Origin of the sequence: Gemella sp. oral taxon 928 (assembly GCF_001553915.1) — a bacterium.
GTDB classification, from domain to species: Bacteria; Bacillota; Bacilli; order Staphylococcales; family Gemellaceae; genus Gemella; species Gemella massiliensis.
Genome location: NZ_CP014233.1, coordinates 150,222 through 172,754 on the forward strand (window position 1 = coordinate 150,222; position 22,533 = coordinate 172,754).

Below are 22,533 nucleotides of genomic sequence, written 5' to 3' on the forward strand. Positions count from 1 at the left end.
CTATTTTAATTTATCTCTAAGGAGATTATCTTTTTGAGTAAGCCAATTTTCTGTTAAATATTTTGAAAGTTCGTCGGATTTAAAGTCTGTCGTTAAAATACCGTTTTGACAAACAGAAATTTTTCCCGTTTCCTCCGACACAACAACGACAATAGCATCGGTTAATTCCGAAAGTCCTAACGCCGCTCTATGTCTTGTTCCATAACTGCTGGCAATACTTCTATTATCCGACAAAGGAAGAACGCAACTCGCCGCACGAATTTTATCTTTATTTAAAATCATCGCACCGTCATGAAGAGGTGTATTAGGGATAAAAATATTAATAATAAGTTCATTGCTAACAGTTGCATTGATTATTATCCCGCTTTCAACATACTCATCCAGACCGGTATAATTTTCCAAAACTAACAAAGCTCCTATTCTTCTACGTGACATATGACGTGTCGTTTCGACGATGGAACTTATAATATCAGCTTTATTATCTTTTTCTTTTTTAATATTAAGGTTAAGGATATTAGATAGCTGAACTCGACCGATATACTCCAACGCCCGTCTTAACTCCGGTTGGAATATAATCATTATACCAAGAACTCCCCATGTTACCACTTGGTCAAATATATAAGTCATTGTTGTAAAGCCTATAAAGCTAAAAAATATTTTTAATCCAATAACGATTAAAATACCTTTAACAAGTTGCATACCACGTGTTCCTTTTAACAGTGTCAGCAATTTATAAACTACTACCCAAACCAATAATATATCAAGCAGGTGAATAATAAGTGTCAAAGTTCCTATATTTGATAAATAATCAGCTATCATTTCAAAGCTCCTTTCTTTTTAATATTCTTTGTTACAAATATTTTTTATTAATATTAAATACCCATAACAATCCACTTTTTATTATAACATAAATAAAAAGGTTATGCTGTAGTTTTTTTCTTTTTTCTTCTGTATCATATAAACTTATTTTAAAATTTTCTTTACTGCAAAGAACAGATTAAAAAAATCGGTTCTTTATCAAATATCGGTATGTATTTTTCCCATATCACATATTTATTGTACAACCAAAAATCCCCACAAAGATACGTCTTTATGGGGAAATTTCTTATTCATTATCTATTATATTTTCAGTTGCAGAAACATCAATTATTTCTTCTTGCTGTTTTTCTTTTTCCAAACGAGCTTGTTCTTCATAATATTTTTTATTGACTATTCTATCTAATTGCTCAGCTTCTTCTTCGCTAAGTTCTTTCGGCATTTTACCGAATTGGTATAAAGCAACGATTTCTTTTCTGTCAATTGTTTCCACTTTCACCAATGTTTGAGCTATTAACTCCAGTTGTTCTCTATGAGTTTCTATAATATGAAGCACTTTTGTATAACATTCATTAATTATTTTTCGTACTTCTCCATCAATTTCTTTCAACATATCTTCCGAATAATTACCGATACTTGATAATTGACGTCCGCTGTACGGATCATGAAACGGTGCTTGCATCGGTCCTACAGCATCACTCATACCGTACTCCGTTACCATTGCACGAGCAATTGCCGTAACACGTTCGAAGTCATTATGAGCACCGGTTGATACTTCATTAAAGAAGATTTGCTCAGCGGCACGTCCTCCCAACAATCCACAAATTTTATCGATTAGATCCGTTCTTGTTTGGAAGTATTTTTCTTCTTCCGGTATCATTAAATTGTAACCACCGGCATCACCACGTGGGATAATAGTAACTTTTTGCACTTTATCGGCACTGTCTAAAACCATTCCGACGATTGCATGTCCTGCTTCATGATATGCTACTAAACGTTTTTCTTTTGGAGTATAGACTCTACTGCGTTTAGCAGGCCCACCAATAACTCTGTCCATTGCCTCGTCTAAATCTTCTTTTTCAATAGCTTTTTTATTTTCTCGTGCTGCAAGTAAAGCCGCTTCGTTTAAGATATTTGCAAGATCCGCTCCGGAAAATCCCGGAGTTTTTTGTGCAAGACTTCTTAATTCAACATCTTCTGCCAACGGTTTTCCTTTAGCGTGAACTTTTAAGATTGCCTCACGACCTTTTACATCAGGTGTTGATACTTTAATTTGTCTGTCGAATCGTCCCGGTCTTCTTAACGCACTGTCAAGAACATCGGCACGGTTAGTAGCCGCAATAACGATTATACCTTTGTCGCCGTTAAATCCGTCCATTTCTACAAGAAGTTGGTTTAACGTTTGTTCTCTTTCATCATTACCGCCACCGACTCCGCTTCCACGCTTACGACCTACGGCATCTATTTCATCAATAAAGATAATACATGGAGCACTTTTTTCTGCTTCTTTAAACAAATCTCGAACACGGCTCGCACCAACCCCGACAAACATCTCAACAAAATCAGAACCCGAGATTGAGAAGAATGGAACTTTTGCTTCCCCTGCCACAGCACGTGCAAGAAGTGTTTTACCTGTTCCCGGAGGGCCCTCTAATAAAACACCTTTAGGTATTTTAGCACCCATTTTGGTAAATTTGCGATGATCTTTTAAAAATTCAACCATTTCTGCCAGTTCTTGTTTTTCTTCATCAGCTCCGGCAACATCGGCAAAAGTGATTTTTGCTTCATCTCCATCGATTTTTTTAGCTTTCGATTTTTGGAAATTCATCATTTTTCCGCCACCGCCGCCTTGCATTTGCGACATAAAGAATACCAATAATCCCATCATTAAAATAAACGGTATTATATTTCCTAAAAATTGAAGAATTACACCCGTTTTCTCTGCCGGTTTATATTCAACAACGCTAAGTTTTCCTTCTTTTGCCTTATCGTTGATTTGTTCTCTTACTTTACTGTCACTTGCCGGTACTACCGTTTCAAAGTTTTTATTACCGTCTTTTAATGTTCCTTTAACATTGTAATTTTCGTCTTTTTGTTGCAAACTAATATCCTTAATTTTATCATCATTAATATTTTGGACAAGTTTAGCATAATCTATTTTCTCTGTTGTCCCCGGTAAATCTTGCTGCCAATAAGCAAATACTCCAATAGCAATAACTATTAAAGCTAGAATACCAAGAAAAGGATTCTGCCTTTTTCTATTATTCATAAGAAAAACTTTACCTCCTACTATTATCCTAATTTTCTAAAAGTAATTCATTTTAACACAATGTACTTTAAATCTAATTAAAGTTTTGACTATTTTTGACTAAAAATTTCTTTTCTTTTTTTCAGTTTTTAATAATACCTAATCTACTTGGTGTAAATTTCTTTTTTCAGCACCCCGATATATGGAAGATTACGATATTTTTCTTCATAATCTAATCCGAAACCTACTAAAAATGCGTTTGGAGATTCTATTCCAATATAGTCCGCTTGTACTTCAACAATACGTGCTTCCGGTTTATCTACTAAAGATGCACAGGTTACACTGTTCACGCCAAGTTCTTTTAAATATTCAATAAGGCATTTTAACGTTCTGCCTGTATCAACAATATCCTCAATTATAATGACATCTTTATCTTTAACGTCCATAGCTACATCTTTATTAATTTTTATTGATCCTGATGAACAAGTTCCGCCATGATAGCTTGAAACATCTATAAAATCAGTTACAACGTGTATATCAATATGTTTCATAACCTCTGCCATAAAAGGTAACGCACCTTTTAATGTGCATAAAAGCACCGGCTCTTTGTCCTTATAATCTTCTTCTATCTGCTTTGCTATTCTTTTGGAAGCATTTACGATTTTCTCATGACTAAATAGAATTTTTTCTATATCCTGCTTTAAATTTTCCACTGCTTTATCCTTTCGTTTTTATGTAATAGTCATATTTTATATTTTTGTTAACCTTAGTACCGATACCTAAAACTCCCAAAATACTATTTCCACTCCTTACAACCGCCAACTCATCACGCAAGCTTGCCGGAATCTTTTCATCAATAAATAATCTTGACAATTTCTTATTAATATTGCCTCTCTTTACTACATCTCCTTGACGCCTTGTTGTAATAATAAGTGGTAAATCTTCTTTATTAAATCCAAGCTCTGCACCTTCGGTATTTGTTGATATTAGAAACTTATTTTGATAAAATTCATACTCTTTATTATCTTCAATTTTATCTATAATTAATTCTATTTTACCATTATAACACTTTTTCACAATTTTATGAATATATATACTATCATATTCTACTACTATTTTAAAATTATTTTTCACATCATAACTTTTATTGCCTCCCCTTTGTTTTAAATCTTCTATTATCTTAAACAAAGTTCGTTGTTTGATGTCATAAACACAAAAATTATCTATAAAAATCTCTTTAAAAATAAAAAATATTTCTTCTCTTTTTAATAAAAGTAATTTTTCTTTATCAAGCTCTACAAAATTTTTTGAACTTTCTTTTATGTAAGTATCTTTTCTTTTTAAGATATACTCTTTTAGAATAGTATTCACATTGAAATAATACTCCGAAAAATTAATAAGATTATCAAAACTGGCATTATTAATGCCGTTTAACAGAGGAACTATATTATGGCGAATGTTGTTTCTTGTATATTCGGTATCGAAATTTGTTTTATCAGTATAATATGTTAATCTCTCACTTACGGCATATTTTTCCAATTCTTCTTTTAAAGTATCTAAGAGCGGTCTACAAATATTTAAACCGTTTATTATTGTCTTACTTTCTATTGAAAGGTTGTAATCAATACTTCGCCCACTTAGCAATCTCATTAAAATATTTTCAACTCTATCGTTTTTATGATGAGCTGTTAAAATTTTATCAATTTTTTCCATTTTTGCCATTTCTTTAAATGCTTTATATCTTAGCTCACGTGCCAACATTTCCTCAGAAATATGTGATTTTTTAACAACTGTTTTCATATTTAATTCTTTTTTATAAAATTTCACATCATAACTGCCCACAAATTTCTCAACGAAGTTCGCCTCTTCAAAAGATTCACTCCTTAACCCATGGTTAATATGGAAAACTACAAGTTCTTTATAGCTATTTTTATATTTTGTCACCAAAAGATGAAACAAAACAATAGAATCTACACCACCGGAAAGCGCTAATGCTATCTTCTCTTTTTTGTCCCACAAAATATTAAAATTCATCACTTTGTCCTCTACTATCTAAACAACCTTTTTCTAACAATTCTTGCTTTATATTTTCAAATTTTTTTATTTTTGATTCTGTTGTCGTTATTATTTTTTCTAAAAAACCTTCGGGAATTTCTAAAAATTCTTGCTTCTCTTCTTTTTCTTGTGTTAACTCTATTATAGCTTTTTTTCCTTTTTTAACAGATATTTTCATATTACCTAAATATTTCAGTTTATGCAAATCTGTTATTTTGGTTTTTTCAATTTTAGGTTCTTGATTTATTTCTTCTTTTTCTATATTATATATCTTCTCTTTTTTTATTTTTTTCTTTTTTACTTTTTCTTTTTTAAAAGGTGCTTTTTTCTCCACATTCTTTTCGTCATTTATTTTATCCTTTTGACTGAGAATATAGCAATCTTTTTTTAAATTTATCACCCTTGCTTTAACAATAAAACCAAAAGAAAAAACATCAATCAATTTTTTCTTTTTCCCAATATTCATATTTTGCTTTGGTAAAAATCCTTGATTGTTATCAAACTCAACAAACAAGCCATAGTTTTCAACTTTTACAATTTTTCCGGAAATTTCTTTTCCTATAATATCTTTTTCCATAAAAACACCACGCTTTACTCAATACAACTTTATTCATCATTATATCACAAGAAAAAATATCCAACAACTAAGGTAAATAATAATATAGTTTTTCTTTTAAAATTAGATTTTTATTTAATTTTTTCCTACTTTACAAAACTACTCTTTCTGTGTTACCATTAAGATAACAGAAATTTAACACATTAAATTTTAAAATATTAAAAGGAGTTTGTTTTATATGCTAATACGTAGTAAAAAAGTATGGTCTAATAGTCAATTTTTACCGTTAACACTTGAAATAAAAGAAGGAAAAATAATTTCCATCTATGATTATAATCATTTCAATACCGTCGATTATGATTTTGAAAACAATCGTATCTTGCCGGGATTTATAGATATTCATACTCATGGTGCCTATGGCTATGATACAAACGATGCAACAGAAGACGGTTTACGTAATTGGACTAAAAATATACCGAGCGAGGGAGTAACTTCCTTTTTACCAACGACTATTACCCAAACAGAAGAAGTTCTATTAAAAGCTGTAAAAAATATTGCTAATATTTATGAAGCAGGTTACGATGGTGCCGAAATACTTGGTATTCACTTTGAAGGTCCTTATCTTGATGCTGAAAAAAGAGGTGCTCAACCTCTAAAATGTATTCAAACTCCAAGTGTTGAACAATTTAAAAAATTTCAACAGGCTAGTAATAATCTTATAAAACTTATTACTATAGCTTGTGAAAAGGACATCGATTACAAACTTACCAAATACTTGGCAAGTCAAAACATTAAAGTTAGTCTCGGTCATTCGGCTGCCAACTATAAAGAAAGTTATTTAGCTTTTGCCAATGGTGCTACTTCTCAAACTCATGTATTTAACGGTATGGTTGGTTTTCATCATCGTGACGGCGGACAGGTCGGCTTCGCATTACGTGCTAAAGACGCTTACGGAGAAATTATTTGTGATGGTATTCATTCAACAACCGATGCTCTAAACACTTATTTTAATGCCAAAGGTCGTGATCATGCTATTATGATTACCGATTCATTGTGTGCAAAAGGCTGTGGTCGTGGCTCTTATGTTTTCGGTGGTGAGAATATGGAAATTTACGAAGATGGTAGTGCTCATCGTGATGATGGACGTTTAGCCGGTTCAACCTTACGAGTTATTGACGGTTTAAGAATTTTAATTGAAGAAGCGTTGGTTCCAATAGATTCAGCCATAAATTCATGTACTAAAAATCCTGCGGAAATGCTTGGTTTCGGTGATAAAAAAGGAAAATTAAAAGTTGGCTATGATGCTGATTTTGTAGTTATAAATTCTGATTATGAAATACTCAATACCTTTACCCGAGGAAAACTTGCTTATAGTAATAAAATAGGAGAATAATAATATGAAATATTTAGTTTTTGAAACAAAAAAAGAAGCCTCTAAAAAGGCTTATGAAATATTGAAACAACTTATTAATAAAAATTCTACTTTGGGACTTGCTACCGGATCCACTCCTATTGATCTTTACCGTGAAATGATTGAAGATTTTAAAAAAGGAAATTTCAGTTACAAAAATATAAAATCATACAACTTAGATGAATACGTTGGTATTAATTATGATCATCCTGAAAGTTACCACAAATTTATGGAAACAAATTTATTCAATCATATTGATATTAACAAAAATAATACCCATATTCCCAATGCCGGTGCAAAAAATTTAAAACAGGCTGTTGATGATTATCAGAATGAACTAAACGATACCATTATCGATGTACAAATATTAGGTGTCGGCTCTAACGGACATATCGGTTTTAATGAACCGGGTACTTCTTTTGAAACCGGAGTTCATATTGTAGACTTAAAAGAAGAAACTATTAAAGCAAATTCACGATTTTTCGATAATAATATAGATTTAGTTCCTAAACAAGCTGTTACTATGGGCATTAATGATATTATGCGTGCTAAACATATTATTCTTCTAGCTTTCGGTGAAGAGAAAAAAGAAGCTATTAAATATCTTACTTCCGGCAATTTAATAGATGAGAATATCCCTTGTACTATTTTAAAAAAACACCCTAGTGTTTATGTTTTTGTTGATAAAGAAGCAGATTATAAATAAAAAAACAGGAGCAATTAAACAATCTTTTTGTTTAATTGCTCTTATATTATGTTAAAAATTTTATATATTATTCTTTCGTTTTTTTATTTTCGTTAAAAAATAAAAACTCCCAAACGGGAGTTAAAACAAAAGCCTGGCAACGATCTAGCCTCGCAGGGCGTAAACCCAACTACTCTCGACGCTAAAGAGCTTAACTTCTGTGTTCGGTATGGGTACAGGTGTGTCCTCTTTGCTATCGCCACCAGACGAAAACTTTATACTCATATTATATCAATTCCTCTCCTTTTGTCAACTTCTTTACTTCTCTGCTTCTACTCTCTGATTAAGTCCTCGACCTATTAGTTTTAGTCAGCTTAATGTGTTACCACACTTACACTCCTAACCTATTCTCCTTGTCGTCTTCAAGGGGTCTTACCTTTGTGGGAAATCTCATCTCGAGGGGGGCTTCATGCTTAGATGCTTTCAGCTCTTATCCCTTCCATATTTAGCTACCCAGCTATGCCACTGGCGTGACAACTGGTACACCATTGTTATGTCCATCCCGGTCCTCTCGTACTAAGGACAGCTCCTCTCAAATTTCCTACGCCCACGACGGATAGGGACCGAACTGTCTCACGACGTTCTGAACCCAGCTCGCGTACCGCTTTAATGGGCGAACAGCCCAACCCTTGGGACCGACTTCAGCCCCAGGATGCGATGAGCCGACATCGAGGTGCCAAACCTCCCCGTCGATGTGGACTCTTGGGGGAGATAAGCCTGTTATCCCCAGGGTAGCTTTTATCCGTTGAGCGATGGCCCTTCCATTCGGTACCACCGGATCACTAAGTCCTGCTTTCGCACCTGCTCGAGTTGTCTCTCTCACAGTCAAGCTCCCTTGTGCCTTTACACTCTCCAAATGATTTCCAACCATTCTGAGGGAACCTTTGAACGCCTCCGTTACTCTTTAGGAGGCGACCGCCCCAGTCAAACTGCCCACCTGACACTGTCTCCCGGTTTTCTATTCCGTGGGTTAGAATTCCAATACACAAAGGGTAGTATCCCAACATCGCCTCCTCATACACTGGCGTGCATGCCTCTTTGGCTCCTACCTATCCTGTACATTCTGCATCAAAATTCAATATCAAGCTACAGTAAAGCTCCATGGGGTCTTTCCGTCCTGTCGCGGGTAACCTGCATCTTCACAGGTACTATGATTTCACCGAGTCCATCGTTGAGACAGTGCCCAAATCGTTACGCCTTTCGTGCGGGTCGGAACTTACCCGACAAGGAATTTCGCTACCTTAGGACCGTTATAGTTACGGCCGCCGTTTACTGGGGCTTCAATTCTTACCTTCGCTTGCGCTAAGCAATCCTCTTAACCTTCCAGCACCGGGCAGGCGTCAGCCCCTATACTTCACCTTTCGGTTTTGCAGAGACCTGTGTTTTTGTTAAACAGTCGCTTGGGCCTATTCACTGCGGCCTACTCTCGTAGGCACCCCTTCTCCCGAGGTTACGGGGTCATTTTGCCGAGTTCCTTAACGATGGTTCTCTCGCTCACCTTAGAATTCTCTTCCCAACTACCTGTGTCGGTTTGCGGTACGGGCACCTCTTATCTCGATAGCGGCTTTTCTTGAGAGTTTGGCTTCATTGACTTCGCTACTTTTTTTCGCTCCCCATCACGCTTCAGTCTTATAAGTAGCGGTTTTGCCTACTACTTAACCTTTGCGCTTAGGCGCCCTATTCCATCAGGGCACTCAATTAGCCTCCTCTGTCCCCACTTCTCTCAATCGATATTCGGTGGTACAGGAATTTCTACCTGTTGTCCATCGGCTTCACCTGTCGGCTTCACCTTAGGTCCCGACTTACCCAGAGCGGACGAGCCTTCCTCTGGAAACCTTAGTCTTTCGGTGGATAGGATTCTCACCTATCTTTCGCTACTTACACCGGCATTCTCACTTCTAACTTCTCCACTTCGCCTCTCGGCTTAACTTCTACGACGTTAGAACGCTCTCCTACCATATAACATCTGTTATATCCGCAGCTTCGGTTGTATGTTTAGCCCCGGTACATTTTCGGCGCGATGTCACTCGACCAGTGAGCTATTACGCACTCTTTAAATGGTGGCTGCTTCTAAGCCAACATCCTGGTTGTCTGTGCATCATCACATCCTTTTCCACTTAACATACAATTTGGGACCTTAGCTGGCGGTCTGGGCTGTTTCCCTTTCGACTACGAACCTTATCACCCGCAGTCTGACTCCCGTTTATATTTATCCGGCATTCGGAGTTTGTCTGAATTCGGTAACCCGGGATGGGCCCCTAGTCCAAACAGTGCTCTACCTCCGGTAAACTCTTTAACGAGGCTAGCCCTAAAGCTATTTCGGAGAGAACCAGCTATTTCCAAGTTCGATTGGAATTTCTCCGCTACCCACACCTCATCCAAACACTTTTCAACGTGTCCTGGTTCGGTCCTCCATTCAGTGTTACCTAAACTTCAACCTGGACATGGGTAGATCACTTGGTTTCGGGTCTACTCCATCATACTATCTCGCCCTATTAAGACTCGCTTTCGCTTCGGCTCCGTGTCTTCCACTTAACCTTGCATGATATAGTAACTCGCCGGTTCATTCTACAAAAGGCACGCCATCACCCCTAAGGGCTCTGACTACTTGTAAGCACACGGTTTCAGGTTCTTTTTCACTCCCCTCCCGGGGTTCTTTTCACCTTTCCCTCACGGTACTGGTTCACTATCGGTCACTAGGTAGTATTTAGCCTTACCAGATGGTCCTGGTCGCTTCCGACGGAATTCCTCGTGTTCCGTCGTACTCAGGTGCTCTCTCTTGCTTACTTAGCATTTCGTATACAGGTCTTTTACCTTCTTCGGCTCACTTTTCCAAGTGCTTCTACTATACTTCGTAATACAATTTCTTGAGAGTCCTTCTACCCCTATATGCATGCATATCGGTTTGGGCTTCTTCCTTTTCGCTCGCCGCTACTTGGGAAATCGATTTTTCTTTCTCTTCCTGCAGGTACTTAGATGTTTCCGTTCCCTGCGTTACCTCGCTTTTGCGTACCGCCTTTTTATTTGCGGTGGGTTCCCCCATTCGGATATCTACGGATCTTTGCTTACTTACTGCTCCCCGTAGCGTTTCGTCGTTTGTCACGTCCTTCTTCGGCTCCTAGTGCCAAGGCATCCTCCGTGCGCTCTTTTCTACTTAATCGTGTGTAGCTTTTTGCTTCGTTTTCTTCCTTGAACTCTTTTTGTGAATAAGTTTTTCTTACTTACCTTATTCTTCTGTTTCTCGGTTTTGTAAATCTGTTTTCTTTTCTAGAAATTTTTTGATCTAATATTTGTATTCAGTTTTCATTGTGCTTGAGTATTACTTGAACACTCAAAACTAAACGAATTCCCCAACATATCCTTTTTTCCTTAGAAAGGAGGTGATCCAGCCGCACCTTCCGATACGGCTACCTTGTTACGACTTCACCCCAATCATCTGTCCCACCGTGACCGGCTCCTCCCTTTCGGTTAGGTCACCGTCTTCAGGTGTTACAAACTCTCGTGGTGTGACGGGCGGTGTGTACAAGACCCGGGAACGTATTCACCGCGACATTCTGATTCGCGATTACTAGCGATTCCAGCTTCATGTAGTCGAGTTGCAGACTACAATCCGAACTGAGAATAGTTTTATGAGATTGGCTTACTTTTACAAGCTCGCTTCTCTTTGTCCCTATCCATTGTAGCACGTGTGTAGCCCAAGTCATAAGGGGCATGATGATTTGACGTCATCCCCACCTTCCTCCAGTTTGTCACTGGCAGTCTATCTAGAGTCCCCATCTTACTGCTGGCAACTAGATATAAGGGTTGCGCTCGTTGCGGGACTTAACCCAACATCTCACGACACGAGCTGACGACAACCATGCACCACCTGTATCTGTGTTGTCTCAAAGAGACAAACAACGTGATCTCTCACGCCCTCACAGTATGTCAAGACTTGGTAAGGTTCTTCGCGTTGCTTCGAATTAAACCACATGCTCCACCGCTTGTGCGGGTCCCCGTCAATTCCTTTGAGTTTCAACCTTGCGGTCGTACTCCCCAGGCGGAGTGCTTAATGCGTTTGCTGCAGCACTGATCTCTTTTGAGACCAACACTTAGCACTCATCGTTTACGGCGTGGACTACCAGGGTATCTAATCCTGTTTGCTCCCCACGCTTTCGCGCCTCAGTGTCAGTTGCAGGCCAAAAAGCCGCCTTCGCCACTGGTGTTCCTCCTAATCTCTACGCATTTCACCGCTACACTAGGAATTCCACTTTTCTCTCCTGCACTCAAGTTTATCAGTTTCCAATGACCTTCCACGGTTGAGCCGTGAGCTTTCACATCAGACTTTCTAAACCACCTGCGCGCGCTTTACGCCCAATAATTCCGGACAACGCTTGCCACCTACGTATTACCGCGGCTGCTGGCACGTAGTTAGCCGTGGCTTTCTGGTTAGGTACCGTCTGTTTTGTGTATAGTTACTACACAACCTTTCTTCCCTAACAACAGAGCTTTACGAACCGAAATCCTTCTTCACTCACGCGGCGTTGCTCCGTCAGACTTTCGTCCATTGCGGAAGATTCCCTACTGCTGCCTCCCGTAGGAGTTTGGGCCGTGTCTCAGTCCCAATGTGGCCGTTCACCCTCTCAGGTCGGCTATGCATCGTCGCCTTGGTAGGCTTTTATCCCACCAACTAGCTAATGCTCCGCAAAGCCATCTTATAGTGTCAGCATGACCGACTTTTAAATATCTCCCATGCGGAAAATACTGTTATCCGGTATTAGCTACAGTTTCCCATAGTTATCCCGGTCTATAAGGCAGGTTCTTTACGTGTTACTCACCCGTTCGCCGCTAAGAATTATCGGTGCAAGCACCAATAATTCTTCGCTCGACTTGCATGTATTAGGCACGCCGCCAGCGTTCGTCCTGAGCCAGGATCAAACTCTCCAAATATTTTCTTATTTGTTTGCTTGATTTAGCTCTTTTTAAAGTTTTATAGTTCCTTTTTGAACTGTCCTTTTTTGGAATTACGTTGACTTAATTCGTTTAGTTTTCAATGTTCAAAATAATATGGAGCGGGTGATGAGAATCGAACTCACAACATCAGTTTGGAAGACTGAGGTTTTACCACTAAACTACACCCGCATATTTACTATTTGTGTAAAAACACCTTTACAATTATACTTTATAAACAATAATTTGTCAAGTATTTTTTAATATCATCCTTAAAAAATTTCTTTTTTTGAAGACGTTTTCCATTCTACTATAGTTTTCATTAATTGTCAAGTTCTTTTTTAAAAACTTAACAATTATCACTTTATTTTTAATTATTGTTCGTTTTCTTCTTTATGAAGACTTTTACTATTTTATCACTACCGTTATATTATGTCAATACCTTTTTTTGAAAATAGATATAGAAAAAGGGGAGATTCTTAAAAATCGTAATTGTTCTTACCTAAATTTTTTAAGATCTCACCCTTACTATTTTTCATGTATTTAAAAATTTTCGCAAATCTAACAAAATAAAATTTAATGCTGACAAACTGCTGTGTCTAATAAATTAAATCTTAGTTTTTTTATCAACTCTTGAGTTTATCTTTAATTATTTTGTAGTTTGTCTATGAATTATTCTGTAAGGTAAGTACATTTCATTATCGTGTGCTTCTAATTCTTCCAGATCTTCTTTTTCGTACGGCTCACCTTTTCTTTTAGCTTTTTCTACATCAATTACTTTTGTCAAAATACGCATTGATACAGCACCTACGTCAAAGATTGGTTGAAATATTGAAGAAATTTTAGGTCTTGTCATATCCAACAACTTAGTATTTTCAAATGAAATTATTTCCAATTCATTAGGAATATTAACCCCGGTATCTAAAGCTTGATGCATTATTGATAATGCTACTTCATCAAACATGGTTATAACCACTTCCGCATTTATATTACGTATAGTTTTAAATATTTGATTACTATCTTTATACGTTTTATAACCATCTACTATTAAATTAGATTTAAATTCTACTTTACAATCAGCAAGTGCTTCTTTGTACCCTTTTATAATTCTCTGTGCTTTTTGCGATTCGTATTTATTTATTACTATAGAAATATTTTTAGAGCCTTTTTCTATAAATTCTTTTGTCACTTCATATGCAGCTTTTTCATAATTTATATTAACTGAATAAAACTCAGAGTCTAAACCTATATTTCCTGCCAATACTACCGGTATTTGAGTATCGTGCAAATAATTTTTTGAACTATCTGATAAAGAATGTCCTAAATAAATAATCCCATCTACTTGTTTACTTACAAACGAATTAAATATGCTTTTTTCTATTTCTTTATCATCGCAAGAATTCGCCAAAATTATATTGTATTTATACATATTAGCTACAGACTCTATTCCACTAACTATTTCTGCAGAGGAAAGATCTGCTATATCAGGTAAAACTATACCTATTGTAGTTGTTTTTTTACTGGCCAATCCTCTTGCTACCGCATTAGGAGTATATCTTAATTTTTTAATTACTTCTTGAACACGTAATCTTGTATCTTCTTTAACATTAGGATTGTTATTTACAACACGTGAAACTGTTGCCATAGATACTTTTGCTTCTTTCGCTACATCATAAATCGTTATTGTCATTATAAATCTCCTTTACATTTTTTTATTAAAAGCAACTAAAAGTTCATAAATAAAAGCATTTAAAACCTTTTCATTCAGCTTTATTGTATCAAAAAAATAATTAAAAGTCTAGTGTTTGAAAACAATATTTTCAATATTTTTTTATTTTTCTTTATAGGTTTTCATTTTTTCTTTATTTAACAATCTCTTATAACCTAAATTTCATTAACTAAGATAATTAATTTTTTAATAACTTTTTTTCCTTCTATAATTTTATATAATATAAAAGGAGAATTAAATTCTCTTCGTCGTAACAAATTACGACTACAAAAATCTAATTCTCCTATATATTTACCTATTTATAATTAATTATTTTTCTAATGAAGCGTATGCTTTTTCTAAAGTTTCTTTCAATACTTTGGCAGAATGTTGCATTTTAGCTGTTTCTTCTTCATTCAATGGAAGTTCTACAATTTCACGTACCCCTTCACGACCAATAATTGCCGGAGTACCGATGTATAATCCTTCAACTCCGTATTGACCTTCACAGTAACCACTAACTGCAAGTTCTGTATTTTCATCACGTAAAATAGCTTTTACGATAGTGAATAATGCAAGACCGATAGCATAGTAAGTAGCACGTTTACGGTTGATTACTTCATATGCTGCACGCATAACTTTTTCTTCAACTTCCTCAAAATCTTCTGCAGTATATTTAGAAGTAGCTAAGAAATCATCGAAACGTTTTCCGTATACATATACATTACTCCATGCCGCTAATTGAGTATCACCGTGTTCACCAACGATATATCCACGTACACTATTTGGGGCAATATTTAATTTATCACCTAACATGTAACGGAATCTTGAAGTATCAAGAGTTGTTCCAGAACCAACAATTTTGTTTCTTGGGAATCCGGTGAATTTTTGTAATGCGTTTGTCAACACGTCAACCGGGTTAGATGCAATAACGATAACTCCGTCAAATCCAGATTTAACAATTTGTTCAGACATATCTTTAACAACTTTAATATTTTTATCTACTAAGTCAAGACGTGTTTCACCTGGTTTTTGAGGAAGACCTCCAGCGATAACAATAACATCAGCATCAGCGCATTGTTCATATCCGCCTGATGTTACTTTAATAGGTGGTACTAAAGCACCTGCGTGGTTTAAGTCCATTGCTTCCCCTTCAGCTTTTTCCGGGAAGAAATCAATTAGTCCAAGCTCTTCACATACACCGCTTGAATATAATTGATAAGCAAAACTCATCCCTACCATTCCTGCTCCTATTAAAACTACTTTTCTGTTTTTCGCTTTCATAAAAAAACCTCCGTTATAATATATAGTTTTAGATATTTTAAGTAATTATTTTTACTAAATTTTTATGAACAAAATAGTTTCATATCCCTAATAAAAACACTTTCATTCACTTCACTTTAAATTATATCATAATCTTTGAAAAAAAGAAAGTGTTTTTACATCTTTAAATTTATTATTAAAATAATTATTTTCTTTTAATTTGAATATATTTTGAAAGTGCTAACTATAATTTTTTATTAATTATTTATTTTATTTTTTCAAACATATATACCGATTTATTAACAATATAACATAGAATTTAATTTTATTTTTTTAAACTGTTTAATTTATTTTTTAACTATATTACTTTATTTTTCTATCTATTATGCTTTTTTATTCTATATTTTTATACAATAAAATTTTTACCGGAAAAACAAATTGATTTTTTTACAAAAATTTTCATTAAAAAAGAGCCTCTTAAAATTTACGATTTCTTAAAAAATCAATTTTATAGAGTCGCTCCTTATAATCCATTAGCTTAAAAATATCTTTTATCAAATTCTTAAATCAATGAACCATTGTATCTTACCGTTAGTAAGTAAATTCTATTAGAACTTTTTATTTTTCCTATCAACTTAATTCTCTATTATATTACCTTTAGAACTACAATGTATTAAACTTATAAATAAAATTCCCGCTGTTATCAGTAATACATACAAAGCTATGTTCCAGTTCGATATATCTCTTATATATCCCAATAACGGTGGAAATATAGCTGCTATCAGATAACCGCCGGACTGTGCTAAACCTGAAACGGTTGCTGATTCTTTTTCATTTTTTGATTTTGCTGAAAATAAATACATCACATATGAGAATGATCCACCACCGGATAAAGCATATATTATTATCCATATCGCCATTAGACTGAAATTAGCATTGGTTATTACTATTCCTAACAACGCAACTATATATCCTACTGTAATAGTTACAGGTATTATCATTTTATTTTTCAATTTATCAGCCATTACCGGAACTAAAAATGTTGATGGAAACTGAGCGAACTGACTGATAGATAATAACAAGCCTGCCATTTCCGGACTAAATCCTTTACTTATCATTATTTCAGCAAACCATGATACACTACAATAAAATAGTGCAGATTGTAATCCCATACTTATAGTAATAGACCAAAGTTTTAGATTTTTTAATAAGTTTTTATTAACTTTCTCCTCATTTTCAAAAACTTCCACTTTTTTTCCTTTTGCTATAACTGAATATATTATTACATTTACTACAGCTACGACCAACCATATATTTACTGCCAGTGCTGTAGAAAATTTCTCATTTATTATATTTGAACTGGCTATCGGATAACTTATTCCTGCCGCTATAGAAGCACTTATTGTCATAACAACAGCATAGAATCCTGTCATAACTCCAAGATTTTCCGGGAAATATTTTTTGGTTAAACCGGGTAATAATACATTACCTACCGTAATACCTAATCCTATAATAAATGTTGCCAAAAAGAATATAGACGTATTAAGATAAAATCTTAAAGTTAAACCCAATGTAGTAACTATTGCAGCTAAAAGAATTGTTTTTTCAAGTCCTATTTTATGTGAAATTTTAATAACAGCAGAACTGAATAAAGCAAATGCTATTAATGGAATAGTCGTAATAAAGCCGACCATAGTATTATTAATATTAAGTAATTGTTTTAAATTTCCGGATATAGCACCTACCGATGTAATAGGTGTTCTTAAAAGCATTCCTAAAACAATAATTCCTAACAAAATAATTAATTTATTTTTTTTACTAGACATTTTTTTACCTTTTATATAAAATATAGCTTTCTTTTTTATTTTATTTATTGTGAAAGTTATAATAATATTATTAAATATAAGAAAATTGAACTTTCTAAAAAATTTTCTATAATTTTTACATTTATAATATTTAACCTTTAGTATGTTCTTACAGGTAATATTAATTCAATTATATCCCTATGATAATCGCTCGGTTGGATTATAAATGCTGTTAATTCACCGGAAAATTTAATGATAATTTCTTCTGAAGCAACGGCATTCACAGCATCTTTTAAATATTTTCCTGAAACTGAAATTTCAAATTTATCATCTTCCAGCATAGATTTTACATTCATTTCTTCTACCGCACTACCCAATTCTTTTGATTGTGATGAAATTTCCAATGAATTTTCAGAAACAATTAATTTTATAATATCGTCTTTATCTTCTCTACTCATTAAAGAAACCCTATCTACCGCATTAAAAAATTCTCTGCTGTTTGAAACAAGAGTACATTCAAAATTAGTTGGAATTAATTTGTCCGTATTCGGATAATTTCCGCTTATTAAAAGTACCGTATATACTACGTTTTGATAATATAATACTATACGATTATTTTCATAAAAGATTTCCACTTCTCCTTGCCCGTTTTCAATCATTTTTTGGAAATATTGTAGTGCTTTTCTCGGAATTATAAGATTAAACTCTTTTTCAGAATTTTCTTCGTTTAAAATAACAACTCTTCTACTTAATCTATACGAATCGGTCGCAGTAGCGGTTAGAATTTTGTTTTTTAACGAAAGATTAACGCCTTCTAAAATAGGTCTTTGATCATTAGGAGCCGTACAGAATACAGTTTCTCTTATAACATCATTAAAAATTTTTGTATCTAATTTAAAACTGTTATCTTTAGAAATAACAGGAAATTCCGGATATTCTTCAGGATCATATCCTTTAATATTAAATTCACTGTTTCCTGAATAAACTAAAATATTGTTAGAAACTTTCTCTATTTCTATAAAATCAGTAGGAGCTTTTCTTATTATTTCTATAAAATTTCTGGAAGGCAAAACTACTTGTCCTTCATCTTCTATATTGATAATTTCTTTATCATCAATATATTGATCTATTGCATATTCGACAGATACTAAAGAATCACTCGCCTTTAAAATAAGTTTATTATCAATAAGTTCTAGTTTTATTCCTTTTAAAATTTCTAAAATAGAATGAGGTGCAATAACTCTTGAAACATGATTTAAGCCTTCAAGAAAGTAAGATTTTTGAATGGTAAATTTCATTTTTTTCTCCTTATATAATATATTTATATATAATAATAGTAATAAGTATTGTTAAAATTGTTTAAAACTTGAAAAAACTAATAAAATAAGAAAGTTTTCAGTTGTTAAAAATTTGTTAAAAACTTGTAAATAAAAATTAACTATTTTTTTTTTAATCGTTCTTTCAATATTTCAATATCTTCAAATAAAACAGGAAAATCATCTCTATTCAAATTAGCGATTTTATTAAATGAATAGAGAATAGATGTATGATCCTTATTAAAATGTTGACCGATAGCCGGAAAAGAAAGATTTGTAAGTTCTCTACATAAGTAAATAGCGATATTTCTAGCTTGAACTACCTCTTTTTTTCGAGTAGAAGAAAGCATATCGTCTTTGCTGATTCGATAATAATCAGAACAAATTCCTATAATATTTTCAGGTAAAATATTTTTTCTACCGGCAGAACGAACATTTTTTAAGATACTCTCGGCAATTTTCAACGAGGGTTCATCATGATTAGTCGTAGCAATAAGCTTTATTTTTTTTAAAACTCCCTCAAGTTCTCTAATATTGGAAGAAACATTATTGCCGATAAAAGTTAAGGTAGATTCATCAAGAGGAACCTCAAATTGTTCACACTTATATTTTAAAATAGCCATACGAGTTTCAAAATCCGGTGGAGTAATATCGACGGTTGCTCCTTGTTGGAATCTGGAAACAAGTCTATCAGGAAGATCATTAAGTTGAGAAGGTTCTCTATCACTAATAAGAACAATTTGTTTTTGATTCATCTGTAAATCATTAAAAGTATGGAAAAAAGCATTTTGAGTTTCGGTTTTTCCACTTAAAAATTGAATATCATCAATTAAAAGAACATCAACTTCACGGTATTTTTTTCTGAAAATTTCATCTGTATTATTATTGGTTTTTATAGCAGAAATAAATTCATTAACAAATTTTTCAGAAGAAATACACTCTATTTTAAAATCAGGAAAGTGATGTTCAATTTCATTACCAATGGCATGAAGAAGATGAGTTTTTCCAAGACCTACACCTCCATAAATAAAAAGGGGATTGTAATTTTTACCCGGGTCTCCTGCAACAGTATACGCAACAGCATGAGCATATTTATTTCCTTCACCAACAATAAAAGTATCAAAGGTAAAGTTTTTATTTAGGGTAGGATTAGTTTTACTTATAGGAAGTGATTTATTAGGTGTAGGAGTTTTATAACCTTCTAAAGAAAAACTCTGCTTTTGATAAAAGTTTTGAGCACCGGAAGGTTTATCACCTTGTAAAAAATTTTGTTTAATAATATCTTCAGCAGGGATAGTATTTTCCTTAATATTATGATTATTTTTAACAGAAATAGCTGAAGAATCTAAAGAAACGTAATCTATATTAAAATTAAGTCCGGTAGTTTTGTAAAGGATAGCTTTGAGTTTATAATCAAAAGCACCTTTTAAATATTGAGAAACCAGAATTTCTTTACTTGTAATAGAAATATTTTTATTAACAAAATCAACTTCATCGATAGAGGCGGCTAAAAACCAAGTTTCAAAAACCTCCTCAGGCAATTCGGATTTTAATTCTTTTAAAATAATTTCCCATAAAAAATTAGAATTACTCACAAAAAACCTCCAATTAAAAAATATATAGAATATTATAACATAAAAAGAAAAAGAAAACAAAAAGATATTAACAACCTGTGAATAAAAGTTATAAACTTGTTAATAACTTTTAGTAATAAATATATTTTTTTCTGGAAAATTAAAAAGAAATAAAAAGAAAAATCATATATATTAAAAATTTTTTAACAAGTAAAAATAGAGAAATAAAAAGTTTTTAACACAGTATTAACAACCTGTGGAAAAACTTTAAGGTGAAATTGTTAGAAATGTTAATAAAAAAGTAATAAAATGTTAAATTTAAGAGGTAAAAATAAAGAAATTAGAAGTTTTTAACAATATCTTTTTTTAGAATTGTTAATAAAACTTCACATAAAAAATATTATTTTGTTTAAAAGTTTAGAATTTATAAAATAAGGAGCATTTATGTAAAAATTATTTTTCACTTGATTAATTCACATATATATGATAGACTAATTTGGTTATTACATCTATCATAAGAAAAAGAAAACTCGAGGAGGGCAAAATGAAACGTACGTATCAACCTAATAAAAGAAAACATTCTAAAGTACATGGATTTAGAGCAAGAATGAGCAATAAAAACGGACGAAATGTATTATCAAGACGTAGAGCTAAAGGAAGAAAAGTTCTTTCAGCTTAATAATTTTAGTAAGCAAGCTATAAGTTAAAAATTCTAATAGAGTTTACTTATAACAGCAGTTCGATGATTTTAGAATTTGCTTAAAAGAGCTTTTTAAATCTAATGAATTATATGAGAGCGACTTAATAAAATCGATTTCTGGTGAAATTACGATTTTTTAGTCGCTCAATTTTTTATATCTTCAGTTGAGTTTAGTTTATAAGTTATCTTATTAAAAAATATAACATGAGAATATAGTTGTAAATTTGTTAATAAACTGCTAAAATAATAAGGTGAGAAAGGTTTTAGAATGAAAAAAGAATATAGAATAAAAAAGAGTAGTGATTTTGATAGTATTATAAGAAAAAAAAAATCTTTCGCCAATAGGCAGTTTGTTATTTATTTTAAAGAAAACGAATTAGATCATATGCGTTTAGGTATATCTGTAAGTAAAAAGTTAGGAAAAGCATATAAGAGAAATAAATTAAAACGCTATGTAAGAGAATGTTTTAAAATAAGAAAAGATTTTATTAAAAATTATGATGTAATTATTATAGTAAGGAAAGGTGCGGTAGATTTATCGTTTGAAGATTTCGATAAATCTATAAATCATGTACTGAAAGGTTGTAAATTATTAAGATAAAGAGGAGTTAAAAATGGAAAAAGAATATATATACGAAGAAAAAACAGTTGATGAAGCCATAAAAAAAGGCTTGGCTGAATTAAATTTAGTTGAAGATAAGGTAAAGATAGAAGTAATTGAAGGTGGAGCAAACGGTATTTTTGGTTTATTCAAAAAAAATGCCAAGGTAAAACTTACACCGTTAGAATTGGAAAACGCTGATGTTTTAGAAAAAACAACAGAAAAAATAAAAGAGAAAGAAAATGTTGAAAAAGAAAATATTGAAATAGAAGAAAAAGAAGAAGAAAAAATCTTAAGAGAAGAAAAAACGGAAAAAAAAGAAAAAAGAGAAGATTATATAATAAAAAACAAAGAAAAAATTGTAAATTATCTTACAAACATAGTTAAAGCAATGGGATACCCTGATGTAAATGTAGATTTTAAAGAAGAAGGGAACAGACATTTTACTTTAAATATAAAAACAGAAGAAAATACGAGTTTAATTATAGGAAAACGTGGTGCTACTCTAAATAGTTTACAATTTTTAGTAAATAATTACGCAAAAAAATTCAGTTCACATTTCTTTAGAATAACGGTTGATTGTGATGATTATCGTAAAACTCGCCAAAAAACATTGGAAGAATTGGCATTAAATTTGGCGAAAAAATCTAAGAAAACGGGGAGACCTGTAGAATTAGAGCCGATGACAAGTGTTGAACGTAAAATTATTCATAACGCCTTAACCGGCATAAAAAATGTAGAAACGGAATCACGAGGAGAAGAACCTTTTAGATATTTGGTTATTACAGCTAGATAGGAGTAAAACA

At 33.1% G+C, this 22,533-nt stretch carries 15 protein-coding genes, 1 tRNA gene and 3 rRNA genes; 5 read left to right on the forward strand and 14 right to left on the reverse strand.

Going from position 1 to position 22,533, the window contains the following annotated elements; genetic code table 11:
- The 5 genes from cdaA to AXE85_RS00680 form a co-directional block, all read right to left on the reverse strand.
- Complete coding sequence (cdaA, locus tag AXE85_RS00660; protein WP_062172032.1) at positions 1 to 819, reverse strand: diadenylate cyclase CdaA; 819 nt, start codon at positions 817 to 819, stop codon at positions 1 to 3.
- A 286-nt stretch (positions 820 to 1,105) separates the two neighbouring features.
- Positions 1,106 to 3,085: an ATP-dependent zinc metalloprotease FtsH gene (gene ftsH / locus AXE85_RS00665; RefSeq protein WP_062172040.1), complete on the reverse strand. Its 1,980-nt coding sequence runs from the start codon at positions 3,083 to 3,085 to the stop codon at positions 1,106 to 1,108.
- A gap of 143 nt (positions 3,086 to 3,228) precedes the next feature.
- The gene (hpt, locus tag AXE85_RS00670) at positions 3,229 to 3,777 is read right to left on the reverse strand and encodes a hypoxanthine phosphoribosyltransferase (RefSeq protein ID WP_062172046.1); all 549 of its coding nucleotides are present in this window, start codon (positions 3,775 to 3,777) and stop codon (positions 3,229 to 3,231) included.
- Between the two features lie 4 nt (positions 3,778 to 3,781).
- The gene (gene tilS, locus AXE85_RS00675) at positions 3,782 to 5,098 is read right to left on the reverse strand and encodes a tRNA lysidine(34) synthetase TilS (protein WP_062172051.1); all 1,317 of its coding nucleotides are present in this window, start codon (positions 5,096 to 5,098) and stop codon (positions 3,782 to 3,784) included.
- A complete protein-coding gene (locus tag AXE85_RS00680; protein ID WP_062172055.1) occupies positions 5,088 to 5,696 on the reverse strand; it encodes a S1 RNA-binding domain-containing protein in 609 nt (202 codons plus the stop codon). The genes tilS and AXE85_RS00680 overlap by 11 nt, the downstream gene beginning before the upstream one ends.
- A 217-nt stretch (positions 5,697 to 5,913) precedes the next feature.
- Between AXE85_RS00680 and nagA the strand changes: the two genes are divergently transcribed.
- Both nagA and nagB read left to right on the forward strand, forming a co-directional pair.
- Positions 5,914 to 7,068 carry an N-acetylglucosamine-6-phosphate deacetylase gene (nagA, locus tag AXE85_RS00685; RefSeq protein WP_062172057.1) on the forward strand — a complete coding sequence of 385 codons (1,155 nt, stop codon included), beginning with the start codon at positions 5,914 to 5,916 and terminating at the stop codon, positions 7,066 to 7,068.
- A 4-nt stretch (positions 7,069 to 7,072) separates the two neighbouring features.
- On the forward strand, positions 7,073 to 7,792 hold the full coding sequence (gene nagB, locus AXE85_RS00690) for a glucosamine-6-phosphate deaminase (protein ID WP_062172059.1): 720 nt from the start codon (positions 7,073 to 7,075) through the stop codon (positions 7,790 to 7,792).
- Between the two features lie 131 nt (positions 7,793 to 7,923).
- Here the strand turns inward: nagB and rrf are convergent.
- The 9 genes from rrf to dnaA all read right to left on the reverse strand — a co-directional run bounded on the left by rrf (position 7,924) and on the right by dnaA (position 20,447).
- A 5S ribosomal RNA gene (gene rrf, locus AXE85_RS00695) occupies positions 7,924 to 8,038 on the reverse strand.
- Positions 8,039 to 8,110: 72 nt separating this feature from the next.
- A 23S ribosomal RNA gene (locus AXE85_RS00700) occupies positions 8,111 to 10,991 on the reverse strand.
- A 213-nt stretch (positions 10,992 to 11,204) separates the two neighbouring features.
- Positions 11,205 to 12,760 (reverse strand): 16S ribosomal RNA (locus AXE85_RS00705).
- Together the 16S, 23S and 5S rRNA genes with 1 tRNA gene alongside form the textbook arrangement of a ribosomal RNA operon.
- Before the next feature lie 118 nt (positions 12,761 to 12,878).
- Positions 12,879 to 12,952, reverse strand: a tRNA-Gly gene (locus AXE85_RS00710).
- A gap of 457 nt (positions 12,953 to 13,409) precedes the next feature.
- Positions 13,410 to 14,450 (reverse strand): LacI family DNA-binding transcriptional regulator, encoded by a 1,041-nt coding sequence (locus AXE85_RS00715; RefSeq protein WP_062172064.1) that lies wholly within the window; start codon positions 14,448 to 14,450, stop codon positions 13,410 to 13,412.
- Positions 14,451 to 14,798: 348 nt separating this feature from the next.
- Positions 14,799 to 15,752 carry an L-lactate dehydrogenase gene (locus AXE85_RS00720; RefSeq protein ID WP_062172069.1) on the reverse strand — a complete coding sequence of 318 codons (954 nt, stop codon included), beginning with the start codon at positions 15,750 to 15,752 and terminating at the stop codon, positions 14,799 to 14,801.
- 614 nt (positions 15,753 to 16,366) lie between these two features.
- Entirely contained in the window at positions 16,367 to 17,557 is a 1,191-nt protein-coding gene (locus tag AXE85_RS00725; protein ID WP_062172073.1) for an MFS transporter, read from the reverse strand.
- Between the two features lie 137 nt (positions 17,558 to 17,694).
- Positions 17,695 to 18,834, reverse strand: a complete 1,140-nt coding sequence (gene dnaN, locus AXE85_RS00730) for a DNA polymerase III subunit beta (RefSeq protein ID WP_062172074.1) — start codon at positions 18,832 to 18,834, stop codon at positions 17,695 to 17,697.
- Between the two features lie 140 nt (positions 18,835 to 18,974).
- Positions 18,975 to 20,447: a chromosomal replication initiator protein DnaA gene (gene dnaA, locus AXE85_RS00735; RefSeq protein ID WP_062172078.1), complete on the reverse strand. Its 1,473-nt coding sequence runs from the start codon at positions 20,445 to 20,447 to the stop codon at positions 18,975 to 18,977.
- Positions 20,448 to 20,970: 523 nt separating this feature from the next.
- Between dnaA and rpmH the strand changes: the two genes are divergently transcribed.
- From rpmH to jag, 3 genes are all read left to right on the forward strand, one after another.
- Positions 20,971 to 21,105, forward strand: coding sequence for a 50S ribosomal protein L34 (gene rpmH, locus AXE85_RS00740; protein ID WP_062172082.1), 135 nt, complete (start codon positions 20,971 to 20,973; stop codon positions 21,103 to 21,105).
- Between the two features lie 289 nt (positions 21,106 to 21,394).
- On the forward strand, positions 21,395 to 21,727 hold the full coding sequence (gene rnpA, locus AXE85_RS00745) for a ribonuclease P protein component (RefSeq protein WP_062172084.1): 333 nt from the start codon (positions 21,395 to 21,397) through the stop codon (positions 21,725 to 21,727).
- A 13-nt stretch (positions 21,728 to 21,740) separates the two neighbouring features.
- Complete coding sequence (gene jag / locus AXE85_RS00750; RefSeq protein WP_062172086.1) at positions 21,741 to 22,523, forward strand: RNA-binding cell elongation regulator Jag/EloR; 783 nt, start codon at positions 21,741 to 21,743, stop codon at positions 22,521 to 22,523.
- The last annotated feature ends 10 nt before the right edge of the window (positions 22,524 to 22,533 follow it).